This is a genomic window from Pectobacterium colocasium (assembly GCF_020181655.1).
Lineage (GTDB): Bacteria > Pseudomonadota > Gammaproteobacteria > Enterobacterales > Enterobacteriaceae > Pectobacterium > Pectobacterium colocasium.
Window position 1 is genome coordinate 2906537 of sequence record NZ_CP084032.1, and the last position, 20371, is coordinate 2926907.

Consider the following 20371-nt stretch of genomic DNA (forward strand, 5'->3'; position numbering starts at 1 on the left):
AATTTTTCATCACTTAAATGCCAAAGCTTTCGCCACATCCACAAGCATGTTGCGCTCTGGGATTATTAAACTTGAATATCTGATTCAGCCCTTCCCGGACGAAATCGAGTTCTGTGCCGTCAATGAAAGGCATCGCTTTCAGTGGGACATACAGTTTTGCACCATCACGTTCGAAGACCAGATCGTCGGTTTCGAACTCCTGTACCAGATCCAGCACATAGCCGAATCCCGCACAGCCGGATTGTTTAACGCTGAGCCGCAGTCCTTGCACGGCCTCATCCTGCTTCATCAGATTCTTAATCTGCTTCACGGCGCTTTCTGTCAGCGTCAATCCTTGCCAGACATTTTCATCCAGTGAAAACGTCCCTACATTTTCCGCTTGCATATGGAATACCTCATTACGTGTGGTACCAGTTTTAGGCTGGTTTCCCCTAATGTTAGTGATAATGAAACTAGCTTCAACCTCTTGTTTCGCAGGGCTATTCGTAACATTTCAGTTTTTAGCAAGCCAATAGCGTCATTTTACACGTCTCGGGCGTGCCAAACAACGCGATAAAAAATCAATTAATGTATTGATTTAAAAGGAATTGTATTCATCATCACTACACGTTACAGCCAGATAATAATTATCATCTCGTTATCATTATTATAACATTTATCGGTGATACCTATTTATAAAACAGGGAAGGTATATGAAGATTTATGTGATTCCCGATCGTATTTTTTGGCGTTAAAGCACATTTTGCCCATTGATCACCGCCTTTTTTATCAATATGATAATGATTATCATTTCATTTTCAGGATCGTTCACCATGCTTTCCGTGACTGCCTGGCTGCACCACCAGATTGACGAATATAAATTCCAGATTCGCGATGCCACCGTTGATTTTTACATGGCGGAAGCGCGCCTGAATCGCCCTGGAAGCAATATTGACCATTTACGTCGCTATCATAACGCCTGCATGGATATGGTTGAACTCTGTCTGAGAAATGGCGATGACGACAGCTATCTGCATGCGCTGGTCAAGCTGCACAATCGGTTGATTAAAGAGATTAATAATGAAGGGCGTTGCCACCTCTTTCGGGTGCAAAGCTACTACTTTGCCCGTAACACGCTGAAATCGATTTGCCATCAGCTAAGCATGCAAGGTTCATGGGATAAAGCGACCGCGTTTCAGACCGACTTCGTTAAGCGCGTGCCGTTTCTTCCCTGAATAACCGAACCAGACCATCTGGCAGTCTGGTTCAGTGTTTGCTTCGTGTTTACGGCGTAATAACCGATGTTGTCAGGCGAGAAATGCAGCACAGGCGATTCTGATTATCAAAAATCTCAATCTGCCATACCTGACTACGGCGGCCAACGTGCAGCGCGCGGCACACGCCACGTACTTCGCCTTCGCGCACAGCTCGCAGGTGATTGGCATTGATTTCAAGCCCTACCACCTGCTGATCGCCCTCTGAGCACAAATAGCCCGCCACCGACCCCAACGATTCCGCCAGCACAACGGACGCACCGCCGTGCAGTAAGCCAAACGGCTGACGCGTGCGTGCATCCACTGGCATCACGGCTTCCAGAACATCATCTGCAATATGGGTATAGCGAATACCGACATGGCCCACCATGCACGCCTGACTCTGTCGATTAAGTTGCTCAAGCGTAACCTGTCGTTTCCATAGCATCAGATAATCTCCAGCAGGGCCTGTAGCGGATGGCGTAGTGCGCGGCCTTCCATACGTTTCACCTGACTGCGGCATGAATAGCCGGTGGTCAGGCAGCGTTTCTGGGGTAATTTCTGTAACACCTGTTGCCAGGATAGCGCATAAATACCCTGCGAGTTGGCGAGGTTCTTGGTTTCATGACCGTAGGTTCCCGCCATGCCGCAGCATCCGACGCTGACATTCTCCAGTCTGGCACCAAAGCGCGAGAAAATGTCGGACCACTGTTTCGTGCTGATAGGCAGCGCCGTGGTTTCCGTACAGTGCCCTAACAGATACCAGGATTCGCCAGTGGCAGGCTGCGGCGTGCTGTCGGCCAGTGCCGTCACCAGCCATTCATGCACCAGTTGCACCTGGAAATCACCGCGTTTCTCACCCAGGATTTCACGGTATTCATCGCGATAGCACAGTACCAACGCCGGATCGACGCCTACCATCGGCATCCCCAGTTTAGCCACGCGGTTCAGGAAATCAGCCGTCTTTGACGCTGTTTTGGCAAAACGCTGCAAGAAACCCTTAATATGCTGTGCTTTCCCGTTTGGCGAGAACGGTAACAGTACTGGTTTCAGCTTCAGTTTTTCGATCAGATGGACGAAATCTGCCACCACTTGCGCATCGTAATAGCTGGTAAACGGATCCTGCACGATTAACACGTACTGCTGGCGCGCTGCTTCCGGCAACTGTTCCAGCTGTTCCAGCGTGGTGTTAACGCCGCTATGCCCGGCAAACTGCTGACGCAGCGACGGGGATGACAACAAGGGTAAATCGACCATGCCGATCTGGCTGCGGCTCAGATTATTCAGCAGCGGCATTTTCAGGAAGAAGTTAAACGTCTTCGGACTGCGCGCCATCAGCGGTGCATAGCTTTCAACGCCCGCAACCAGATAGTCACGAACCGGACGCAGATAGCGCGTGTGATAAAGCTGTAGGAAGCGGGAACGGAAACCGGGCACGTCAATTTTGATAGGGCACTGCGTTGAACAGGCTTTACACGCCAGACAGCCCGACATCGCCTCTTTGACTTCGTGGGAAAAATCGTAATCCCCCTGCTTCGCCTGCCAGGTATTACGGGTTTTCTGGATAAACGCCCGCAGGCTGAGTTTCTGCTGCGGCAATGCCTTCTCCAGCGCCACCGGATCGACGCCCTGCTCCGCCAGCAGGCGTAACCATTCACGCACCAGCGTCGCACGACCTTTCGGCGAATGAATACGGTTGCCGCTGATTTTCATCGACGGGCACATGGGGCTACGCGCATCAAAGTTAAAGCACAACCCGTTACCGTTACATTCCATCGCGCCACGGAACGCCGTACGTACCGTCAGCGGGATGGTGCGGTCGAACGTGCCGCGCTTGACCGCATCGACTTTCATCATCGGCGCATCCACGTCCAGCGGCGCACAAATCTTCCCGGGATTAAGTCGGTTATCTGGATCGAACGCCGCTTTGATGCGGCGCAGTTCGGCATACAGCTCCGGTCCAAAAAATTCAGGGCTGTACTCGGCGCGGAAGCCTTTGCCGTGTTCCCCCCACAGCAGGCCGCCATATTTAGCCGTCAGCGCGACAATCTGGTCGGAAAGCTGTTTCATCAGCATTTCCTGCTGCGGGTCGCACATGTCCAGCGCCGGGCGGACGTGCAGCACCCCGGCGTCTACATGACCGAACATACCGTACGTCAGGTTATGGCTATCCAGCAATGCGCGGAATTCTTCAATGTAATCAGCCAGATGCTGTGGCGGCACGCAGGTATCTTCCGCGAATGGAATCGGCTTCGCCTGCCCTTTACTGTTGCCCAGCAGGCCTACAGCTTTTTTCCGCATGGCGTAAATACGTTCGATGCCGGCCAGATCGTTACAGGTTTGATAACCAATGACCCCGCCTTCTCCGCTCGCCAGCAGCGTATCCAGCCCCTGACAGAGCGCGTCGACCTGCCCGTTAATCAGCGCGTCATCATCACCCGCAAACTCAACGATATTCAGGCCAAGCATTTCCTGATTAGGCACATCGGTAATCAATTCGCTAACGGAATGCCAGACGATATCCTCGCGGGCAAGGTTTAATACCTTAGAGTCCACGGTTTCAACCGACAGCGCCTTCGCTTCCACCATGAACGGCGCATTGCGCAGCGCTGAGTTAAAGGAGTCATATTTGATATTCACCAGACGGCGAATCTTTGGCAACGGCGTGATATCGAGCTTCGCTTCGGTGATAAAGGCCAGCGTACCTTCAGCACCGGTCAGAATTCGCGTCAGGTCGAAGGTCTGGAGATCGTCGCTGAGCACATGACGCAGGTCGTAACCCGTCAGAAAACGATTCAGCTTAGGGAATTTGTCGATGATTAACGCGCGCTGTTCGCGACAGCGGTGCAGCACCGTATGGTAAATGCGACCGATAGAGGAATCTTCTAACGCCAGCTTCTCTGCCAGCGCGACCGGCATCGCATGCGTATCCAGCATCTCGCCGCCCAGCAATATCGCACGCAGCCCCAGCACATGGTCTGAGGTTTTGCCGTACACCAGCGAGCCTTGTCCCGATGCATCGGTATTGATCATGCCGCCCAGCGTCGCCCGGTTACTGGTCGACAGCTCTGGCGCAAAGAAATAGCCATAAGGCTTCAGGTACTGGTTAAGCTGATCTTTAATGACACCAGCCTCGACGCGCACCCACCCCTGTTCAGGGTTAATTTCCAGAATACGGTTCATATAACGCGACATATCGACCACGATGCCGCGATTCAGGGCCTGTCCGTTCGTTCCCGTCCCACCTCCGCGCGGGGTAAAGGTCAGCCCTGAAAAACGTTCCTCGCCCGCCAGCCGCGATAAAATCGCGACATCGGCGGTAGAACGGGGAAAAACCACCGCATCCGGCAAAAGCTGATAGATGCTGTTATCCGTTGCCATCGTCAGACGATCGGCATAGTTGGTCGCCGTATCACCCGTAAACCCATTTTTCTTCAATGCTTCCAAAAAATTAAGCACCGGCTGAACCAGCCCGGGAGATTGCATGATCTGTGGGATCATTATTTTTTGACCCTGTCCGTACATGATGTGTTTGCCAATATGTCGTGATGTGCCTGCTATAGCCGCCCTTTCATCGGGGACATGACGTTTTATCATATTTCGCAATCGTGTGCGCTCCCGGATCGGCAAAAACATACAGCGTATTGGCGAACCGTCGTTTCACCAACAAAATGTTCAACAAGCTGTCAAAACCCCCGGAAATATCTCATGATGATCGGTGATGACATGACTTAGCGCAGGCCAGCTCGCCTTCAGCCTTCCCTTTTGCTATTGAGGAACGATTCATTGAGCAAACATTCTCAGCCGCCACGATTTGATCTGGCCAGAATCCTGTTCAGTCTGGCGTTTATTACCATCATGATAATTGCCTGTTTTTGGGTGGTTCAGCCTTTCATTCTGGGGTTCGCCTGGGCGTGTATGGTGGTGATTGCCACCTGGCCAGTGCTGATTAAGTTTCAGGCGCTATTGTGGGGGCGACGTTCTCTGGCCGTGATCGTCATGACGCTACTGCTTATTCTGCTATTTATTGTCCCGATTGCCGTTCTTGTTAGCAGCGTAGTGGATAACAGCTCAGCGTTAATGAGTTGGGGAGCCCGACAGGAAAACTTTTCACCACCGACACTCGAGTGGCTGACGTCTATTCCTTTCGTCGGTGAAAAATTATTCAACAGTTGGCAGACATTGTTGCAAAGCGGCGGTAGCGGTCTGTTCGCCAAAGTGCAACCCTATTTTGGTAAAACGGCGACCTGGTTAGTGGCACAAGCGGCCAATATCGGTCGCTTTCTGATGCATTGCTCCCTGATGCTGATCTTCAGTGCCCTGCTGTATTACAAAGGGGAAGCCGTGGCGAGAGCCGTGCGACATTTCGCTATCCGGCTGGGGAAAGAGCGTGGCGATGCCGCTGTCATTCTGGCAGCACAGTCGATTCGCGCTGTCGCACTAGGCGTGGTGGTTACCGCTATCGTGCAGTCGGTGTTGGGCGGAATTGGGCTGGGGCTGTCCGGTATTCCCCATACCACACTACTGACTGTACTGATGTTTCTGTCTTGTCTGGCGCAATTGGGGCCACTTCCGGTACTGATTCCTGCCATTATCTGGCTATATTGGACGGGTGATGCCACCTGGGGCACAGTTTTGCTGGTCTGGAGCTGCGTCGTTGGCACTATCGATAACGTGATCCGCCCAGTATTGATCAGGATGGGAGCCGATCTTCCTATGCTGCTGATTCTTTCCGGCGTAATTGGCGGATTGCTGGCCTTTGGCATGATAGGGCTATTCATTGGCCCGGTCGTCCTTGCCGTTTCTTATCGTCTGCTGTTTGCCTGGATGCGTGAAATCCCCGAACCGCAGAGCATCCTCTCCGTTAATACGTCCAGCAAACCCAATAAACAATAAGGGCAGTAGCACTGTTTCGTCTTTCCCGTGGGCGGTGCGCCGCCCAAGCATTGCCCATTCTCACCATCACGTCTCCGTGGCGACGCCTTTCCCCCACTTTTTCAATAGATAAAAATAGCTAATGATTAAGCCTCTATTCTTAGGGATTAGTCCTAAAAATCTTGATATCATTTCTCTAATTCATCAATATTATTGACAATATAAAAACTCCGAGAGAGTAATTCTTAAAAGATAATTAACTATTAGGATGATTCTTAATGACGAAATAGGACATAATCCATAGGATAAATACCGGAGCTAGTATTAACCTACTGTTTGTCAATGAGGTTTCCTCCTCGTCAGAGTTAGTAACGAATTGCTGTGTGTAGTCTTTGCCCATCCCCTGAGATGGGCCTTTTTTTCCTTTCATTTCTCTTCCATTCAATTACGCTTCCTCCCTTTTTTGTTACTCTCCTGTCTGCCTACTCTCAGTTCAGTTTTTCAGGAGTTTTTCATGACGCCTCTCGCCGCGAAGAGATTACTACTCTGTGGCTTATTCAGCCTTCTGACCGCCTGCGACAATCCAACACCGACGGCACAGCGCCCCTTGTTAACCATCGAAGGTAAAACGATGGGGACGTTTTACAGCGTAAAAATTAGCGGCGACATCACCGAAGACAAAACGCAGTTGCAACGAGAAATCGATGCCTTGCTGGAGCAGGCCAATAATGACATCTCCACCTACCGTGACGATTCCGTGCTATCACGTTTTAATCAGTATCGGGGAACGGAGCCACAGCCTATCAGCAACGGCATGGCGGATATCATTCTGGCTGCGTTGCGTATCGGTAAAGCGACCCACGGCGCGATGGATATCACCGTCGGCCCGTTGGTTAACCTCTGGGGATTCGGCCCGCAGAAGCAGCCTACACGCATCCCCAGCCAACAGCAGATCGACTTAGCGCGGCAAAACGTTGGGTTGCGTCACCTGAAATTGATTGGCGATGAAAAAGGGGAATGGATTCAGAAGGATCTCCCGGATTTGTATGTCGACCTCTCCACGTTGGGTGAAGGGTACGGTGCGGACGTTCTTGCGCAGTTAATGACACGTAAAGGGATCACCAACTATCTGGTTTCCGTCGGCGGCGCGATTTCCAGCCGTGGCGTGAACGCCGAAGGGACGCCGTGGCGTGTAGCAATTCAGAAGCCAACCGACCAGGAAAATGCGGTACAGGCAGCGGTGAATTTGCAGGGTTATGCCATTAGCACCTCCGGCAGCTACCGAAATTATTTTGAGCAGGACAACAAGCGCTATTCTCACGTTATCGATCCCGAGACGGGCAGACCGATTACTCATCATCTGGTTTCCGCGACCGTGATTGCACCGACCGCACTGGAAGCCGATGGCTGGGATACCGGTTTGATGGTATTGGGCACGGAGAAAGCGTTAAAGCTGGCGGAACAGCAAGGGCTGGCGGTTTATCTGATTACCAAAACGGATAAGGGCTTTAGCGCGGTAATGACGCCGCAGTTTAAATCCTTCCTGATTGCGGCACCGTGATTTTCAGCACAGCTTGCGATCAGCGGCGGTCGAGCGGTGGTAATGGATAGATCGTAAAGACGCTGTGAATACAGCCCTATAAATTGAGGATTGCCCCACAAATCCGGGAAATAAATTTCTGTAACCACAGTGAAAATTTCGTGCGCACTAACTTCAGTCAATTTTTAGAGCTGTCGCAGCACGCGCCCGACATGGGGCGGTTCAATCGCCACCGCCCCATGACCCCAGGCTTTTCGCGAAATCGTGTCGCTACGCGATACCTTCGGCGTTAGTGACCGCAACTCGGGCCGCCATTGACGCGCTCCCTGCGCGGCACTGGCTTTCGCGGCGTCCTTGCCGCTCACCCGGCTGTCACTCCCACCTCAGCACGATTATTACGCGACTAAAAACTTTAAAAACAATACATTGGTATCTAAAAATTCATCGCAGCACTAGTTGTCCTCAGCCAGATTCAGCCAGGTTTGCACCACGGTGTCTGGGTTGAGCGAGAGGCTATCAATGCCCTGTTCCATCAGCCAGAGCGCGAAATCTTCGTGATCTGACGGCCCCTGCCCACAAATCCCGACGTATTTACCCTGTTTCTTGGCGGCTTTAATCGCCATCGACAGCAGCGCCTTCACCGCATCGTTACGTTCGTCAAACAGCGACGATACCACGCCGGAGTCGCGGTCCAGCCCCAGCGCCAACTGCGTCATGTCGTTTGAACCGATGGAGAAGCCATCAAAGTGTTGCAAGAATTCATCGGCCAACAGCGCGTTGGACGGAATTTCGCACATCATGATGATTTTCAGGCCGTCTTCGCCACGGCGCAGGCCTTGACTCGCCAGTTCGGCAATCACCGCTTCCGCTTGCGCCACAGTGCGAACGAACGGGATCATGATCTCGACGTTCTTCAGACCCATCACGTTACGCACGCGTTTGACTGCTTCACATTCCAGAGCAAAACAGGCTTTGAAGTCCGGCGACACATAGCGACCCGCACCGCGGAAGCCCAGCATCGGGTTTTCTTCTTCCGGCTCATAGCGCTCACCGCCGACCAGATTGGCGTACTCGTTCGATTTAAAATCGGACAGGCGGACGATGACGCGCTTCGGTGAGAATGCCGCAGCCAGCGTCGCGATCCCTTCCACCAGCCGACCGACATAGAATTCAACCGGATCGTCGTAGCCCTGCATCAGCGTTTTGATCTCACGTTGCAGTTCCGGGGTTTGCTGATCGAATTCCAGCAGCGCACGCGGATGCACGCCAATCATGCGGTTAATGATGAATTCCAGACGCGCCAGACCGACGCCATCGTTTGGCAGGCAAGCAAAATCAAACGCACGGTCAGGGTTACCCACATTCATCATGATTTTCAGCGGCAGTGCAGGCATTTCATCAATCTGTGAACTCTTCACGGAGAAGTCCAGCAGATCCTGATACACATAACCCGTGTCACCTTCCGCGCAAGAAACGGTCACTTTTTGCCCCTTGCGCAAACGCTCGGTCGCATCACCGCAGCCCACAACGGCAGGGATGCCCAGCTCACGCGCGATAATGGCGGCATGACAGGTGCGTCCACCACGATTGGTCACAATCGCCGCGGCCTTCTTCATGATCGGCTCCCAGTCTGGGTCGGTCATGTCGGTTACCAGCACATCGCCCGCGTTGATCAGGTGCATCTCGCTGATGTCCTGGATCACTTTGACTTCGCCCGCACCGATGCGGTGGCCGATAGCACGACCTTCCACCAGCACCGTGCCGCTGGCAGGCAGGTGGTAGCGTTCCATCACCTGGCCGTTAGAACGTACCGTTTCCGGGCGCGCCTGCACGATATAGAGTTTGCCAGTGTGGCCATCTTTCGCCCACTCAATATCCATCGGGCGGCCATAGTGTTTCTCAATCAGCAGTGCCTGACGCGCCAGTGCCTGTACTTCATCATCCGTCAGGCTGAAACGCGTCGTTTGTTCTGCAGGCACATCTTCAATCCGCACCTGCTTGCCATGTTCCTGGCTTGCGGCATAGACCATACGGATTTTTTTCGATCCCATGTTACGGCGCACAATCGCAGGTTTATTGTTCTGCAAGGTCGGCTTGTGAACATAGAATTCGTCCGGGTTCACCGCACCCTGCACCACCATTTCACCCAAACCGTAAGCCGACGTGATGAACACCACCTGATCAAAACCGGATTCGGTATCAATGGTAAACATCACACCCGCAGACGCCAGATCGGAGCGCACCATACGCTGTATGCCCGCCGATAGCGCCACGCCACGGTGGTCATAGCCCTGATGCACACGATAAGAGATCGCGCGATCGTTAAACAGCGATGCAAACACGTGCTTCACCGCGACCATCACCGCGTCGATGCCCTGCACGTTCAGGAAGGTTTCCTGTTGGCCGGCAAAAGACGCATCCGGCATGTCTTCTGCCGTGGCAGAGGAACGCACGGCAAACGAAGCATCTTTCTCACCATCGGCCAGTTGCTGATAGGCGTCACGAATCGCCTGCTCCAGCTCCGGCTGGAATGGCGTATCAATAATCCACTGGCGAATCTGCGCACCGGCGCTGGCCAGTTGATTCAGATCGTCAATGTCGGTGCGATCGAGCAGCTCATAAATGCGCTGGTTAATCCCGCTTTGATTAAGAAAATCATTAAACGCCTGCGCCGTTGTCGCAAAGCCGTTGGGAACGGCTACGCCCAATCCTGAAAGGTTGGTGATCATTTCACCCAGAGAGGCATTTTTGCCCCCCACCCTTTCAACGTCGTGCATACCGAGCTGGTTATACCAAAGGACATTACGCAAATCAGGGCCGTTATTGGACATCGAAAATAATCCTTTCTGCATACAATTAGGGTATGAAAGAGTTCGGTTGAGAATCGCCTCAACGCAATCAGGTTAGCATAGCGTTTTGATGAACATGGACAGGTGAATCGATCAACCTATGAAAAAAAACTGATTTCACGGCGAATGATTGCTTAACACGGTAAAAATCCAATATCGTAGAAGATTAGTATTCTTTATCATAAAGATAATGAAATGGTGTTTTAATAAAAGTATTCGTAAAACACAATTTTTGACGAGGTTAACGTGTTCGAGCTGTCGGAAATATCACAAGGGGGTTATGTGGAAAGAAGCGTATTTTATGTCTCGGACGGTACGGCCATTACGGCAGAAGTGCTCGGCCATGCAGTGTTGTCCCAGTTCCCCGTGAACACGGTTAGCTATACCTTACCTTTCGTTGAAAGTGAAGCCCGCGCTAAAGCCGTGTGTGAACAAATCAATACGTTGTATCAGCAAACCGGTGTACGTCCGCTGGTGTTTTATTCCATTGTCACCCCGACCGTGCGTAACATTATTACCAGCAGTGAAGGGTTTTGCCAGGACATCGTACAAGCGCTGGTTGCCCCCTTGCAGGAAGAACTGAACACGCCGCCGACGCCAGTGGCTAACCGTACTCATGGCTTGACCGCCAATAATCTGAGCAAATACGACGCCCGTATTGCGGCCATCGACTACACGCTGGCACACGATGATGGCATCTCGCTGCGCAATCTCGATCAGGCGCAGGTCATTCTGCTGGGCGTGTCACGCTGTGGCAAGACGCCGACCAGCCTGTATCTGGCGATGCAATTTGGCATTCGCGCCGCCAACTATCCTTTTATTGCTGATGATATGGATAACTTGCGCCTGCCCGATGCGCTGAAACCCTTCCAGCACAAGCTATTCGGGCTCACCATTGATGCTGAACGGCTGGCAGCCATTCGGGAAGAGCGTCGGGGTAACAGTCGTTATGCATCACTGCGTCAGTGCCGCATGGAGCTCAGCGAAGTTGAGGCGCTGTTTCGCAAACACCAGATTAAATATCTCAATACGACCAATTATTCCGTTGAGGAAATTTCCGCCAAAATCATCGACATTCTCGGCATGAGTCGAAGAATGTACTAGTACATAATAGTTTTTTTGTCCTAATGCGGTTGTAATGTGCGCCATTTCGTTTATTGTGTGCTCCATCACTTCCCGGCATTTCGCCGCTGCGAAGCAACCTTTTAGTCGGAAACATAGCCTGAAAACCGTGTCTGAAAACATTGTCGTGGTTTGAAAATATTGTCGTGGTTCGAAAACATTGCCGTTATTCGAAAACATTGCCCTGGTCTGAAAGACCTATCATGTCCACGCTTTTTCAGTAAAGACAGGTTTTCGGCTTGACCGCATTCAGAGACAAAACATGCTACAAACAGATGAACTGCGGAGCGCGCGCATCGAGAGTCTGGTGACGCCCCAAACGTTACTCGCCAGACTCCCGATTACCCCTGCCGTTGCCGAAAATGTCACCTCGTCACGTAAGAAAATCGAAGCCATTCTAACCGGTCAGGATCCTCGCCTGCTCGTCGTGATTGGCCCCTGCTCGATCCATGACACCGACAGCGCGTTAGATTATGCACGCCGTCTGGCTGCGCTACGTACGCAGTATCAGGATCGACTGGAAATCGTCATGCGCACCTATTTTGAAAAGCCGCGCACGGTCATGGGCTGGAAAGGACTCATTTCCGATCCGGCACTGAATGGCACCTTTCAGGTCAATGACGGTCTGGAGATTGCCCGCCGTCTGCTGCTGGACGTCAACCAGCTTGGACTGCCAACCGCGACGGAATTCCTCGATATGGTCACCGGCCAATATATTGCCGACCTGATTAGCTGGGGTGCGATTGGTGCAAGAACCACCGAAAGCCAGATTCACCGAGAAATGGCCTCGGCGCTCTCCTGCCCTGTCGGCTTCAAGAACGGTACAGACGGCAACACGCGAATCGCCGTCGACGCTATTCGTGCCGCCCGTGCTCAGCATATGTTCCTCTCGCCGGATAAGCAGGGCTTCATGTCGGTCTACAAAACGCAGGGCAACCCGTTTGGCCACATTATTATGCGCGGCGGGAAAACGCCGAATTACCACGCGGAAGACATTACTGCCGCCTGCGCTCACCTGCGTGAATTCTCGCTGCCCGAGCATCTGGTGATCGATTTTAGTCATGCTAACTGCCAGAAACAGCATCGTCGTCAGCTCGATGTGGCTGATGACATCTGTCAGCAAATTCGTGCGGGTTCACGCGCTATCGCGGGCATCATGGCGGAAAGTTTCTTAATTGAAGGCAACCAGCCGGCGCTCAATCCTCTGGTACTGACATACGGGCAATCCATTACCGATCCTTGTCTGAGCTGGCAGGACACCGAAACGCTGCTGGCACGTCTGGCGGACGCCGTCGACAGCCGTTTTTAATCCGATATACGCTGGCACACTCATCTTCTCCGGTAGTGTGCCAGCCAGTTTCCTCTTTTTACGCCACCTCTCCCACGCTCTCGCAGCACGTAAATTCATCTTACGATTCCTCTTATTCCACTTATTAAGAAAACTTCACTTGAGGTTGCGTTTTTGTTACATGAAAATGATTCTCATTCATTGCTATAATCAATACGACAACGATTAAGGGAACGAACGAGATGCAGACGTCCATTTACCAACAATACCTCCAGGCTAAAGTTGAACATCCGCGTAAATATGCCCGCGATCTGGCTGCGTTACTCGGCATCAGCGAAGCGGAACTGACTCACGCCCGTGTCGGACACGATGCGCAGCGTCTGCAAGGTGATGCCAAAGTCTGGTTAAGCGCGCTGGAGCAGGTTGGTAATACCAAGTCGATCACGCGCAACGAGTACGCCGTGCATGAGCATACGGGTTATTATCAAAACCAGACGCTGGATGGGCATGCTGGCCTGATCCTCAATCCGCGCGGATTGGATCTCCGTTTGTTCCTCTCTCAGTGGGCCTCGGCTTTTGCACTGCGTGAAAACACCGCACGCGGCGAACGTCAGAGCATTCAATTCTTCGATCATCAGGGCGATGCCATTCTGAAGGTCTACACGACCGACACCACGGACATGGCCGCCTGGCAGCTGTTCATTGAAAAATTTGCCAGCAGCGAAAACCCCGCACTGGTACACCGTCCGGCCACCAATGGTGCGGCGGCTGAACAGGCCATTGCCCATAATCCTCAGTTTGAAGCAGACTGGCGTGCCATGAAGGACGTGCATGATTTCTTCATTCTGCTCAAGCGCTATAACCTGACGCGCCAGCAGGCATTTAACGCCGTCGCTGACGACTTGGCTTACCGGGTAGACAACGATGCGCTGTCACAGATTCTGTTTGCCGCGCGTGAAGATCAGAACGAAATCATGGTGTTTGTCGGCAACCGCGGCTGTGTGCAAATCTTCACCGGTACGCTTGAGCGTGTAGAGCGCATGGAGCAACACGCGGAATGGATTAACATCTTTAATAAAGACTTTACCCTGCATCTGATCGAAGGTGCGATTGCTGAAAGCTGGGTGACGCGCAAACCGACGGTTGACGGTATCGTGACCAGCCTCGAACTCTATGCCGCAGACGGCTCCCAAATTGCACAGCTCTTCGGGCAACGTACCGAAGGTACGCCGGAACAACAACAGTGGCGCAACCAAGTCGATTCCCTGAAACCGCATAAGGATCTCGCTGCATGAAAAACTGGCTATTCCCCCTGCTTTTGACACTCCCGCTGGGGGTGTCTGCTGCCGAACGTATCGTTTCTATCGGCGGCGACGTCACCGAAATCATCTATGCGTTGGGCGCAGAGAATGATCTGGTGGCACGCGATAGCACCAGCCTGCACCCGGAATCCGTGAAGAAACTGCCTGACGTGGGCTACATGCGCCACCTCAATACGGAAGGTATTCTGGCGATGAAACCTTCTCTGGTTCTTGCCAGCGATCTGTCTCAGCCTTCCCTGGTCTTACAGCAGGTTGCGGACAGCGGCACCAAAGTGGTTCACGTTTCCGCTCAACCAACGCTGGATGCGGTGCCGCAGAAAATTAGCGCCATCGCACAGGCATTGGGTAAAGACACCGAAGGTAAAAAGCTGACGGAAACCTATCAGCAGCAGTTGGCGGCGGTCAAAACCGCGCCATTGCCCGTCAAGACGTTGTTTATTCTCAACCATGGCGGTATGAGTGCGATGGGCGCAGGAAAAAATACGCCACCAGACACGATCATTCGCCACGCTGGGTTACAGAATGCCATGCAGAATGTTGAACGTTACCAACAGCTGTCTCAGGAAGGTGTCATTGCCAGTGCGCCAGATCTGATTCTGATCTCCAGCCAAGGGCTGAAGACATTAGGCGGCGAAGCGCAAGTCTGGAAATTACCTGGGTTAGCACTGACTCCGGCAGGTAAGAACAAGCGTCTGCTGGTTGTCGACGATATGGCAATGCTGGGCTTTACGCTCGAAACGCCAGCGTTGATGGCAACGCTGCGTCAGACCGCCGAAGCGATCAAATGACGTCACGGTTTCATCCACGAACCTGGTTGATCGCGCTGTTGTTGCTCATGGCGGTACTGATGGTGGGTGCCGCCAACATGGGCGCGTTGACGTTATCACTCAAGACGCTATGGCAGACGCCTTTTGACGATCCACTCTGGCATATCTGGCTGAACATCCGCGTTCCCCGCGTGCTGCTGGCGATACTCGTCGGCGGCGCGCTGGCCTGTTCAGGCACGATTATGCAGGGATTGTTTCGTAACCCACTGGCCGATCCCAGCCTACTTGGTATCAGCAGCGGCGCCGCGCTCTGCGTGGCACTCACTATCGTGCTGCCGCTCGGTCTTCCGCCTCTGCTGGCGCTTTACAGCCCGATGTTTGCCGCTTTCGCGGGTAGTCTGGCGATTACCGCTATCATTTTTATCCTCAGCCGCTCCGAACAAGGGGGATTAACGCGATTACTGCTGGCAGGCATCGCGCTTAATGCATTGTGCCTTGCGCTGATTGGCGTCTTGACCTACATCAGCACCGACCAACAATTGCGCCAGTTCTCACTGTGGGGCATGGGCAGTCTCGGACAGGCGCAGTGGCCGATGCTGTTGGTTACCAGCACACTGGCGATTCCCGGCATGCTGGCCACGCTGTACTACGCGCGCCGTCTGAATGTGTTGCAGTTGGGAGATGAAGAGGCGCATTACCTTGGCATCAATGTAAAGCGTACCAAGTACGCGCTGCTGCTACTGAGTTCACTGCTGGTGGGTGTGGCGGTGGCGGTCAGCGGCGTAATCGGGTTTATCGGGCTCATTATCCCCCACCTGATGCGTTTGCATGTGGGTGCCGATCATCGCTGGCTCATTCCCGGTTCTATCCTCGGTGGTGCCTGCCTGCTGCTGTTTGCCGATACGCTGGCTCGTACGCTACTTGCGCCAGCGGAAATGCCCGTAGGGCTGTTAAGTAGCCTGATTGGCGGGCCGTATTTCTTATGGCTGATCGTTCAGCACAAAGGACGTAGCAATGACTGACTCAGCGCTCGACCAGACGTTAGTCGCACGTCATCTACGCTTTCAGACCAACGGTCGCACTCTGACGGATGATGTTTCTCTGGAACTGCACTGTGGGGAAATCGTCGCGATTATCGGCCCTAACGGCGCGGGAAAGTCGACCCTGCTCCGTTTATTGACCGGTTATTTGACGCCCGATGACGGCGAATGTCTGTTAGCCGGACAGTCGTTTTCGCACTGGCAGCCCGGCGCACTGGCAAAAACGCGCGCGGTGATGCGTCAACATAGTGGCATGGCGTTCGCGTTTAGCGTGCGGGATGTCGTCGCGATGGGGCGTTCCCCGCATGGGCGCTACTCGAAAAACGATGATGTGATTCAGCAGGTCATGGCGCAAACAGGCTGTCTGGATTTGGCGGCGCGCGACTATCGCCACCTTTCCGGCGGAGAGCAGCAGCGTGTGCAGCTTGCTCGCGTGTTGGCGCAACTGTGGCACCCAGAACCGACGCCAGGCTGGTTATTTCTCGATGAACCGACCTCGGCGCTAGATCTATACCATCAACAGCACCTCTTGCGGTTGCTTAAGCAACTCACGCGTGAACAGCCGTTATCCGTATGCTGCGTCCTGCACGATCTGAATCTGGCGGCGCTGTATGCCGATCGCATCCTGCTGTTGCACGAAGGAAAGCTGGTCGCACAGGGTACGCCTGCGCAAGTGCTACAGGCAGAGACGTTGACCCGTTGGTATCGCGCCGACCTCAGCGTCGGTTCACACCCGGACTACACCATTCCGCAGGTTTATCTGCGGCAATAATATTAGACGGCAATAGCCATCATTCCTGCTCCGGCTTAGCTGGAGCAGGAAATCTCCAGATGCTTACCCCACTCTGGCGGTAACGCTGCCAGATCGTTCTTATCCGGCTGCTCGTCAAACGGTCGGCACAGTGCCTGATGCAGACGAGTCAACACGCTGATATCATCGCTTTCCGCCCGTTCAATCGCCATTTGCGCCAGATAATTACGCAGAATGTACTTCGGGTTCGTCGCATTCATCAGTTGACGACGCTCTTCATCGCCCTGTTCTTCCTGCATGAGTCTCTGGCGATAGGTCGCAAACCAGCTATCGAACGCAGCCCTATCGATGAACTCATCACGGAGCGGCGCGCGTGATGCCTGTTTCTCACAGTCTGCCAGCAGACGAAATGTTCGGGTATAATCGCTGCCCTCTTGCTGCATCAGACGCAACAGCCCTACCAGCACGTCATTATCCTCTGCGCTCGCGGTAAACAAGCCCAGCTTGGCGCGCATCAGCGTGCCATAGTGCTGCATCAGCGCCGGCTCATAGCGGGCAAGCGCACGCTCCAGCGTGTCGGTGTCCATCAGCCCCGACAGCGCCTGCGCCAGACGATGCAGATTCCACAGGCCTACGGTAGGCTGATTGTCAAACGCGTAGCGCCCGCGGTGGTCGGAGTGATTACAGATGAAATCAGGCTGATAAGCATCTAAAAAGCCGTAAGGACCATAGTCGATAGTCAGCCCCAGAATCGACATGTTATCCGTATTCATCACGCCGTGTGCAAACCCGACCGCCTGCCAATGGGTGATCAACCGGGCGGTACGTTCTACCACATCGCCGAACCACAGCTCATAGCGGTGCTCGTCGTGCTCCCACTGCGGCCAGTGACGAGCAATGACATACTCCACCAGTTGACGCACTTTTTCCGGCTCACGGCGATAGTAGAAGTGTTCAAAATGGCCGAACCGCACATGGCTTTCCGCCACGCGCAGCAGCATGGCGCCCTTTTCCTCCAGCTCACGCTGCACCGGATGTGTACTGGTGACAATCGTCAGCGCCCGTGTAGTGGGAATCCCCAGATAGTGCATCGCTTCCGAGGCCAGAAATTCGCGAATAACTGAACGCAGCACAGCACGACCGTCCCCCATGCGCGAATACGGCGTCAGCCCTGCACCTTTCAGGTGCCAGTCCATACTGCGGCCATCCGCCAGTTGCTGTTCCCCAAGCAGAATACCGCGCCCGTCGCCCAGTTGGCCGGCCCACATACCAAACTGATGGCCGCTATACACCTGCGCTAACGGCTCCATTCCCGGCAGCAAACGCTCGCCGCTCCAGACGGCATCCTGTTCTGGCGTAAACCAGTCGGAAGATAACCCGAGTTCAGCGGCCAACCCCTCGCTGTGATAAAGCAGGCGAGCGCCATGCAGCGGCGTCGGCTGTAGCGCAGTGTAGAACCCCGGCAGTTGGTCAAAGTAGTGATTTTTGAATAACGGTGTTTGCTGCATCCTGTCTCCCTAGTACCACCCTGTTCAGGTGAAGAGAGCCATACGCTCACCACACATCGACTAACGGGTATGCAGAAAGTGTAGAGGGATGGTAATGAAATTAACACAGAGGAAAAGCAGGGGTATTATTTTCACGAGCAGTATTCAGAAAGCCCCTCTCCCCGAAAAGCGGCTGGGTCGATTGAATTAACCAATAAGTGCCGTGCGTTGCTCAAGCCTATCAAAATGTACGGCGGGCCACATTTGACCCTGAACGGCATCAATGCTCAGCAATCTCATTTTATTCAGGATCGCTACGGTATCGATCTCCTTAGCGACAATACTGATGCCTGAATAGCTATTTTTAATCGTCCGTAGCAGCGGCTCCATCATCAACATATTTGCCGGACGCGATAACAATTGTCCAATAAACTGACGATCCAGCTTCACACCTTGCACCAGGCCATCATGCAAAGGTTTCAGCGTTGTCTTTCCAGAACCAAAATTATCCAGCCACAAAGGAAAGGCTTGGCTCAGATTCAGCAGTGCGGCGTTTTCTTTTCCCTGCGCAAGTTGTGGGAAAAACTCATTAATTTCCAACAGGACAAAATCAAGACGCTTTATTTCAGCGCGTAGCACGTCGGAGTTGAGCAAAATGTCTGCTATTTCACTCCCCACCTTCAGCAGTAATTGGATGTGGTTATCGATAAACCATGCGGATTTTTCTTTGATAAAAAGCAGCTGTTCATGAATCAAATCCTGCTTCTGACGCGAATTCAATTGCATGAGGAGGATATCGGCAGGCATGCTCAACTTGCCCGAAAGGCCATTAAAATGGCTTATCATTTCGACAGCCAGTAGCGTTCCATCCAACCTGAATATCGGCCAAAAAACATAGTCACTGGTGTAGTCAACAGCAAGATGGATACGCATGATCCTGTACTGCATAGTAATTAATAATAATCACATTACGTTATTATTATATATGAATCTATAGCACTTGTCCGTATAACGCACGAAAAGTGCCTTTCTGCTATGTAACAGGACGTGTTTAGCAGCGAATGTCACGCGTTAACGCAAACTCTGCTCCAGCCAGTCGGCCAGTTCCTGCAATTCATTTTGCTGTTCGGGGAAAGCGCTAATCAGCGTCTGACACGTAGCAGCCATATTTTCCGGGCGATATGCCGTTCCCTGTAATGCGCAAGCAAGTGCTTCCAACGGCGCGGGATTCAGGCTATCGGTATAAATCTGCGCACGGACAATCACGCCGCGTTCCACATCGAAATGCAATTCAATGCCGCCCCAGGTAAAGCGGTTATCGAGTAAATGCGAGAAATCCGGCGCCTGACCGAAATTCCATTCCCAGCTGCTTTGACGTGCAAACTGTTCGCTGAATCCCGGTAGATCTGGATGGGCAGAAGGCGAAATAATTTCCGGTTCACACTGTTCGCCGAAATAAGTAAAGAAGGCCTGCGTCACTGCCTGACTAATAATCTGGTGATCGACAGAGGGCAGCAATTCCACCAGATTAGCAACTCGGGAACGCACGGATGTAATCCCTTTCGCCTGTAGCTTCTTAACATCCGGGTTCAAATAGTCCGCTAAGCGACTGAGATCTGCATTCAGCAACAGCGTGCCATGATGAAAGCCGCGATCTTTGGTTTCGCGATAGGCAGAACCGGATACCTTGCGCACGCCGTCTGCGGTTTCCACCACCAGATCGTTACGACCCGACGCGCTGGCCTTTAACCCAAGCGCACTGAGTGCATCCAGAACGATCTGCGTTGAAACACTTTTGTCGTACTCCGGTTTGCCGGCCATAAAGGTAAAACAGGTATTCCCGAGATCGTGAAAGACCGCCCCACCGCCGCTGCTGCGCCGTGCCAGTTTGATGCCATCCTCTTCCATCCGCCGCGTATTGCACTCTTTCCACGGGTTCTGGGCGCGACCAATCACCACCGTTTCCGCATTGCGCCACAAAAACAGCACTCGCTGCGTGGTGGGCATCTGGCGAAAGATGCACTCCTCAACGGCCAGGTTAAACCAAGGATCGTAAGAGTCAGAGATGAGTAAACGCAGAGAGGACATGAGTGGATAG

The 20371-nt window shown here is 53.0% G+C and carries 16 protein-coding genes and 1 other RNA gene; 10 read left to right on the top strand and 7 right to left on the bottom strand.

Annotated elements, in window-relative coordinates:
- Positions 1–13 precede the first annotated feature (13 nt).
- Positions 14–385 carry a Fe-S cluster assembly scaffold SufA gene (gene sufA / locus LCF41_RS13000; protein WP_015840661.1) on the bottom strand — a complete coding sequence of 124 codons (372 nt, stop codon included), beginning with the start codon at positions 383–385 and terminating at the stop codon, positions 14–16.
- Positions 386–812: 427 nt separating this feature from the next.
- Here sufA and LCF41_RS13005 point away from each other — a divergent pair, with 427 nt between their 5' ends.
- Positions 813–1214, top strand: coding sequence for a hypothetical protein (locus LCF41_RS13005; RefSeq protein ID WP_225084974.1), 402 nt, complete (start codon positions 813–815; stop codon positions 1212–1214).
- Positions 1215–1263: 49 nt separating this feature from the next.
- On the opposite strand, the gene menI is transcribed toward LCF41_RS13005, so the two are convergent.
- Positions 1264–1680 carry a 1,4-dihydroxy-2-naphthoyl-CoA hydrolase gene (gene menI, locus LCF41_RS13010; RefSeq protein WP_225084975.1) on the bottom strand — a complete coding sequence of 139 codons (417 nt, stop codon included), beginning with the start codon at positions 1678–1680 and terminating at the stop codon, positions 1264–1266.
- Positions 1680–4733: a D-2-hydroxyglutarate dehydrogenase YdiJ gene (gene ydiJ, locus LCF41_RS13015; protein ID WP_225084976.1), complete on the bottom strand. Its 3054-nt coding sequence runs from the start codon at positions 4731–4733 to the stop codon at positions 1680–1682. Before ydiJ ends, menI begins: the two co-directional genes overlap by 1 nt.
- Before the next feature lie 285 nt (positions 4734–5018).
- Between ydiJ and ydiK the strand changes: the two genes are divergently transcribed.
- From ydiK to apbE, 3 genes are all read left to right on the top strand, one after another.
- Positions 5019–6128 carry an AI-2E family transporter YdiK gene (gene ydiK, locus LCF41_RS13020; RefSeq protein WP_225084977.1) on the top strand — a complete coding sequence of 370 codons (1110 nt, stop codon included), beginning with the start codon at positions 5019–5021 and terminating at the stop codon, positions 6126–6128.
- A gap of 291 nt (positions 6129–6419) precedes the next feature.
- Positions 6420–6531, top strand: an RNA gene (rprA, locus tag LCF41_RS13025) — antisense sRNA RprA.
- Positions 6532–6621: 90 nt separating this feature from the next.
- A complete protein-coding gene (gene apbE / locus LCF41_RS13030) occupies positions 6622–7668 on the top strand; it encodes an FAD:protein FMN transferase ApbE (protein WP_225084978.1) in 1047 nt (348 codons plus the stop codon).
- 431 nt (positions 7669–8099) lie between these two features.
- On the opposite strand, the gene ppsA is transcribed toward apbE, so the two are convergent.
- A complete protein-coding gene (gene ppsA, locus LCF41_RS13035) occupies positions 8100–10478 on the bottom strand; it encodes a phosphoenolpyruvate synthase (protein ID WP_225084979.1) in 2379 nt (792 codons plus the stop codon).
- A gap of 300 nt (positions 10479–10778) precedes the next feature.
- Here ppsA and ppsR point away from each other — a divergent pair, with 300 nt between their 5' ends.
- The 6 genes from ppsR (at position 10779) to LCF41_RS13065 (ending at position 16807) form a co-directional block, all read left to right on the top strand.
- Positions 10779–11600, top strand: a complete 822-nt coding sequence (gene ppsR / locus LCF41_RS13040; RefSeq protein WP_225084980.1) for a posphoenolpyruvate synthetase regulatory kinase/phosphorylase PpsR — start codon at positions 10779–10781, stop codon at positions 11598–11600.
- Positions 11601–11880: 280 nt separating this feature from the next.
- Positions 11881–12927 (top strand): 3-deoxy-7-phosphoheptulonate synthase, encoded by a 1047-nt coding sequence (locus LCF41_RS13045; RefSeq protein WP_225084981.1) that lies wholly within the window; start codon positions 11881–11883, stop codon positions 12925–12927.
- 221 nt (positions 12928–13148) lie between these two features.
- On the top strand, positions 13149–14201 hold the full coding sequence (locus LCF41_RS13050) for a hemin-degrading factor (protein WP_225084982.1): 1053 nt from the start codon (positions 13149–13151) through the stop codon (positions 14199–14201).
- Entirely contained in the window at positions 14198–15016 is an 819-nt protein-coding gene (locus LCF41_RS13055) for a heme/hemin ABC transporter substrate-binding protein (RefSeq protein ID WP_225084983.1), read from the top strand. Before LCF41_RS13050 ends, LCF41_RS13055 begins: the two co-directional genes overlap by 4 nt.
- Positions 15013–16017: a FecCD family ABC transporter permease gene (locus LCF41_RS13060; protein ID WP_225084984.1), complete on the top strand. Its 1005-nt coding sequence runs from the start codon at positions 15013–15015 to the stop codon at positions 16015–16017. Before LCF41_RS13055 ends, LCF41_RS13060 begins: the two co-directional genes overlap by 4 nt.
- On the top strand, positions 16010–16807 hold the full coding sequence (locus LCF41_RS13065) for a heme ABC transporter ATP-binding protein (RefSeq protein ID WP_225084985.1): 798 nt from the start codon (positions 16010–16012) through the stop codon (positions 16805–16807). The genes LCF41_RS13060 and LCF41_RS13065 overlap by 8 nt, the downstream gene beginning before the upstream one ends.
- Before the next feature lie 35 nt (positions 16808–16842).
- Here the strand turns inward: LCF41_RS13065 and LCF41_RS13070 are convergent, their stop codons facing one another.
- The 3 genes from LCF41_RS13070 to lplA form a co-directional block, all read right to left on the bottom strand.
- On the bottom strand, positions 16843–18294 hold the full coding sequence (locus tag LCF41_RS13070; protein WP_225084986.1) for a protein adenylyltransferase SelO: 1452 nt from the start codon (positions 18292–18294) through the stop codon (positions 16843–16845).
- Positions 18295–18480: 186 nt separating this feature from the next.
- Positions 18481–19206, bottom strand: coding sequence for an EAL domain-containing protein (locus LCF41_RS13075; protein WP_225084987.1), 726 nt, complete (start codon positions 19204–19206; stop codon positions 18481–18483).
- Between the two features lie 138 nt (positions 19207–19344).
- A complete protein-coding gene (gene lplA / locus LCF41_RS13080) occupies positions 19345–20361 on the bottom strand; it encodes a lipoate--protein ligase (RefSeq protein WP_225084988.1) in 1017 nt (338 codons plus the stop codon).
- Positions 20362–20371: the final 10 nt, after the last annotated feature.

Bases quoted from the DNA above. Each gene is read 5' to 3' on its own strand.
- sufA (WP_015840661.1), bottom strand. From the start codon at position 385: ATGCAAGCGGAAAATGTAGGGACGTTTTCACTGGATGAAAATGTCTGG.
- LCF41_RS13005 (WP_225084974.1), top strand. From the start codon at position 813: ATGCTTTCCGTGACTGCCTGGCTGCACCACCAGATTGACGAATATAAA.
- menI (WP_225084975.1), bottom strand. From the start codon at position 1,680: ATGCTATGGAAACGACAGGTTACGCTTGAGCAACTTAATCGACAGAGT.
- ydiJ (WP_225084976.1), bottom strand. From the start codon at position 4,733: ATGATCCCACAGATCATGCAATCTCCCGGGCTGGTTCAGCCGGTGCTT.
- apbE (WP_225084978.1), top strand. From the start codon at position 6,622: ATGACGCCTCTCGCCGCGAAGAGATTACTACTCTGTGGCTTATTCAGC.
- ppsA (WP_225084979.1), bottom strand. From the start codon at position 10,478: ATGTCCAATAACGGCCCTGATTTGCGTAATGTCCTTTGGTATAACCAG.
- LCF41_RS13045 (WP_225084981.1), top strand. From the start codon at position 11,881: ATGCTACAAACAGATGAACTGCGGAGCGCGCGCATCGAGAGTCTGGTG.
- LCF41_RS13050 (WP_225084982.1), top strand. From the start codon at position 13,149: ATGCAGACGTCCATTTACCAACAATACCTCCAGGCTAAAGTTGAACAT.
- LCF41_RS13055 (WP_225084983.1), top strand. From the start codon at position 14,198: ATGAAAAACTGGCTATTCCCCCTGCTTTTGACACTCCCGCTGGGGGTG.
- LCF41_RS13060 (WP_225084984.1), top strand. From the start codon at position 15,013: ATGACGTCACGGTTTCATCCACGAACCTGGTTGATCGCGCTGTTGTTG.
- LCF41_RS13065 (WP_225084985.1), top strand. From the start codon at position 16,010: ATGACTGACTCAGCGCTCGACCAGACGTTAGTCGCACGTCATCTACGC.
- LCF41_RS13070 (WP_225084986.1), bottom strand. From the start codon at position 18,294: ATGCAGCAAACACCGTTATTCAAAAATCACTACTTTGACCAACTGCCG.
- LCF41_RS13075 (WP_225084987.1), bottom strand. From the start codon at position 19,206: ATGCGTATCCATCTTGCTGTTGACTACACCAGTGACTATGTTTTTTGG.
- lplA (WP_225084988.1), bottom strand. From the start codon at position 20,361: ATGTCCTCTCTGCGTTTACTCATCTCTGACTCTTACGATCCTTGGTTT.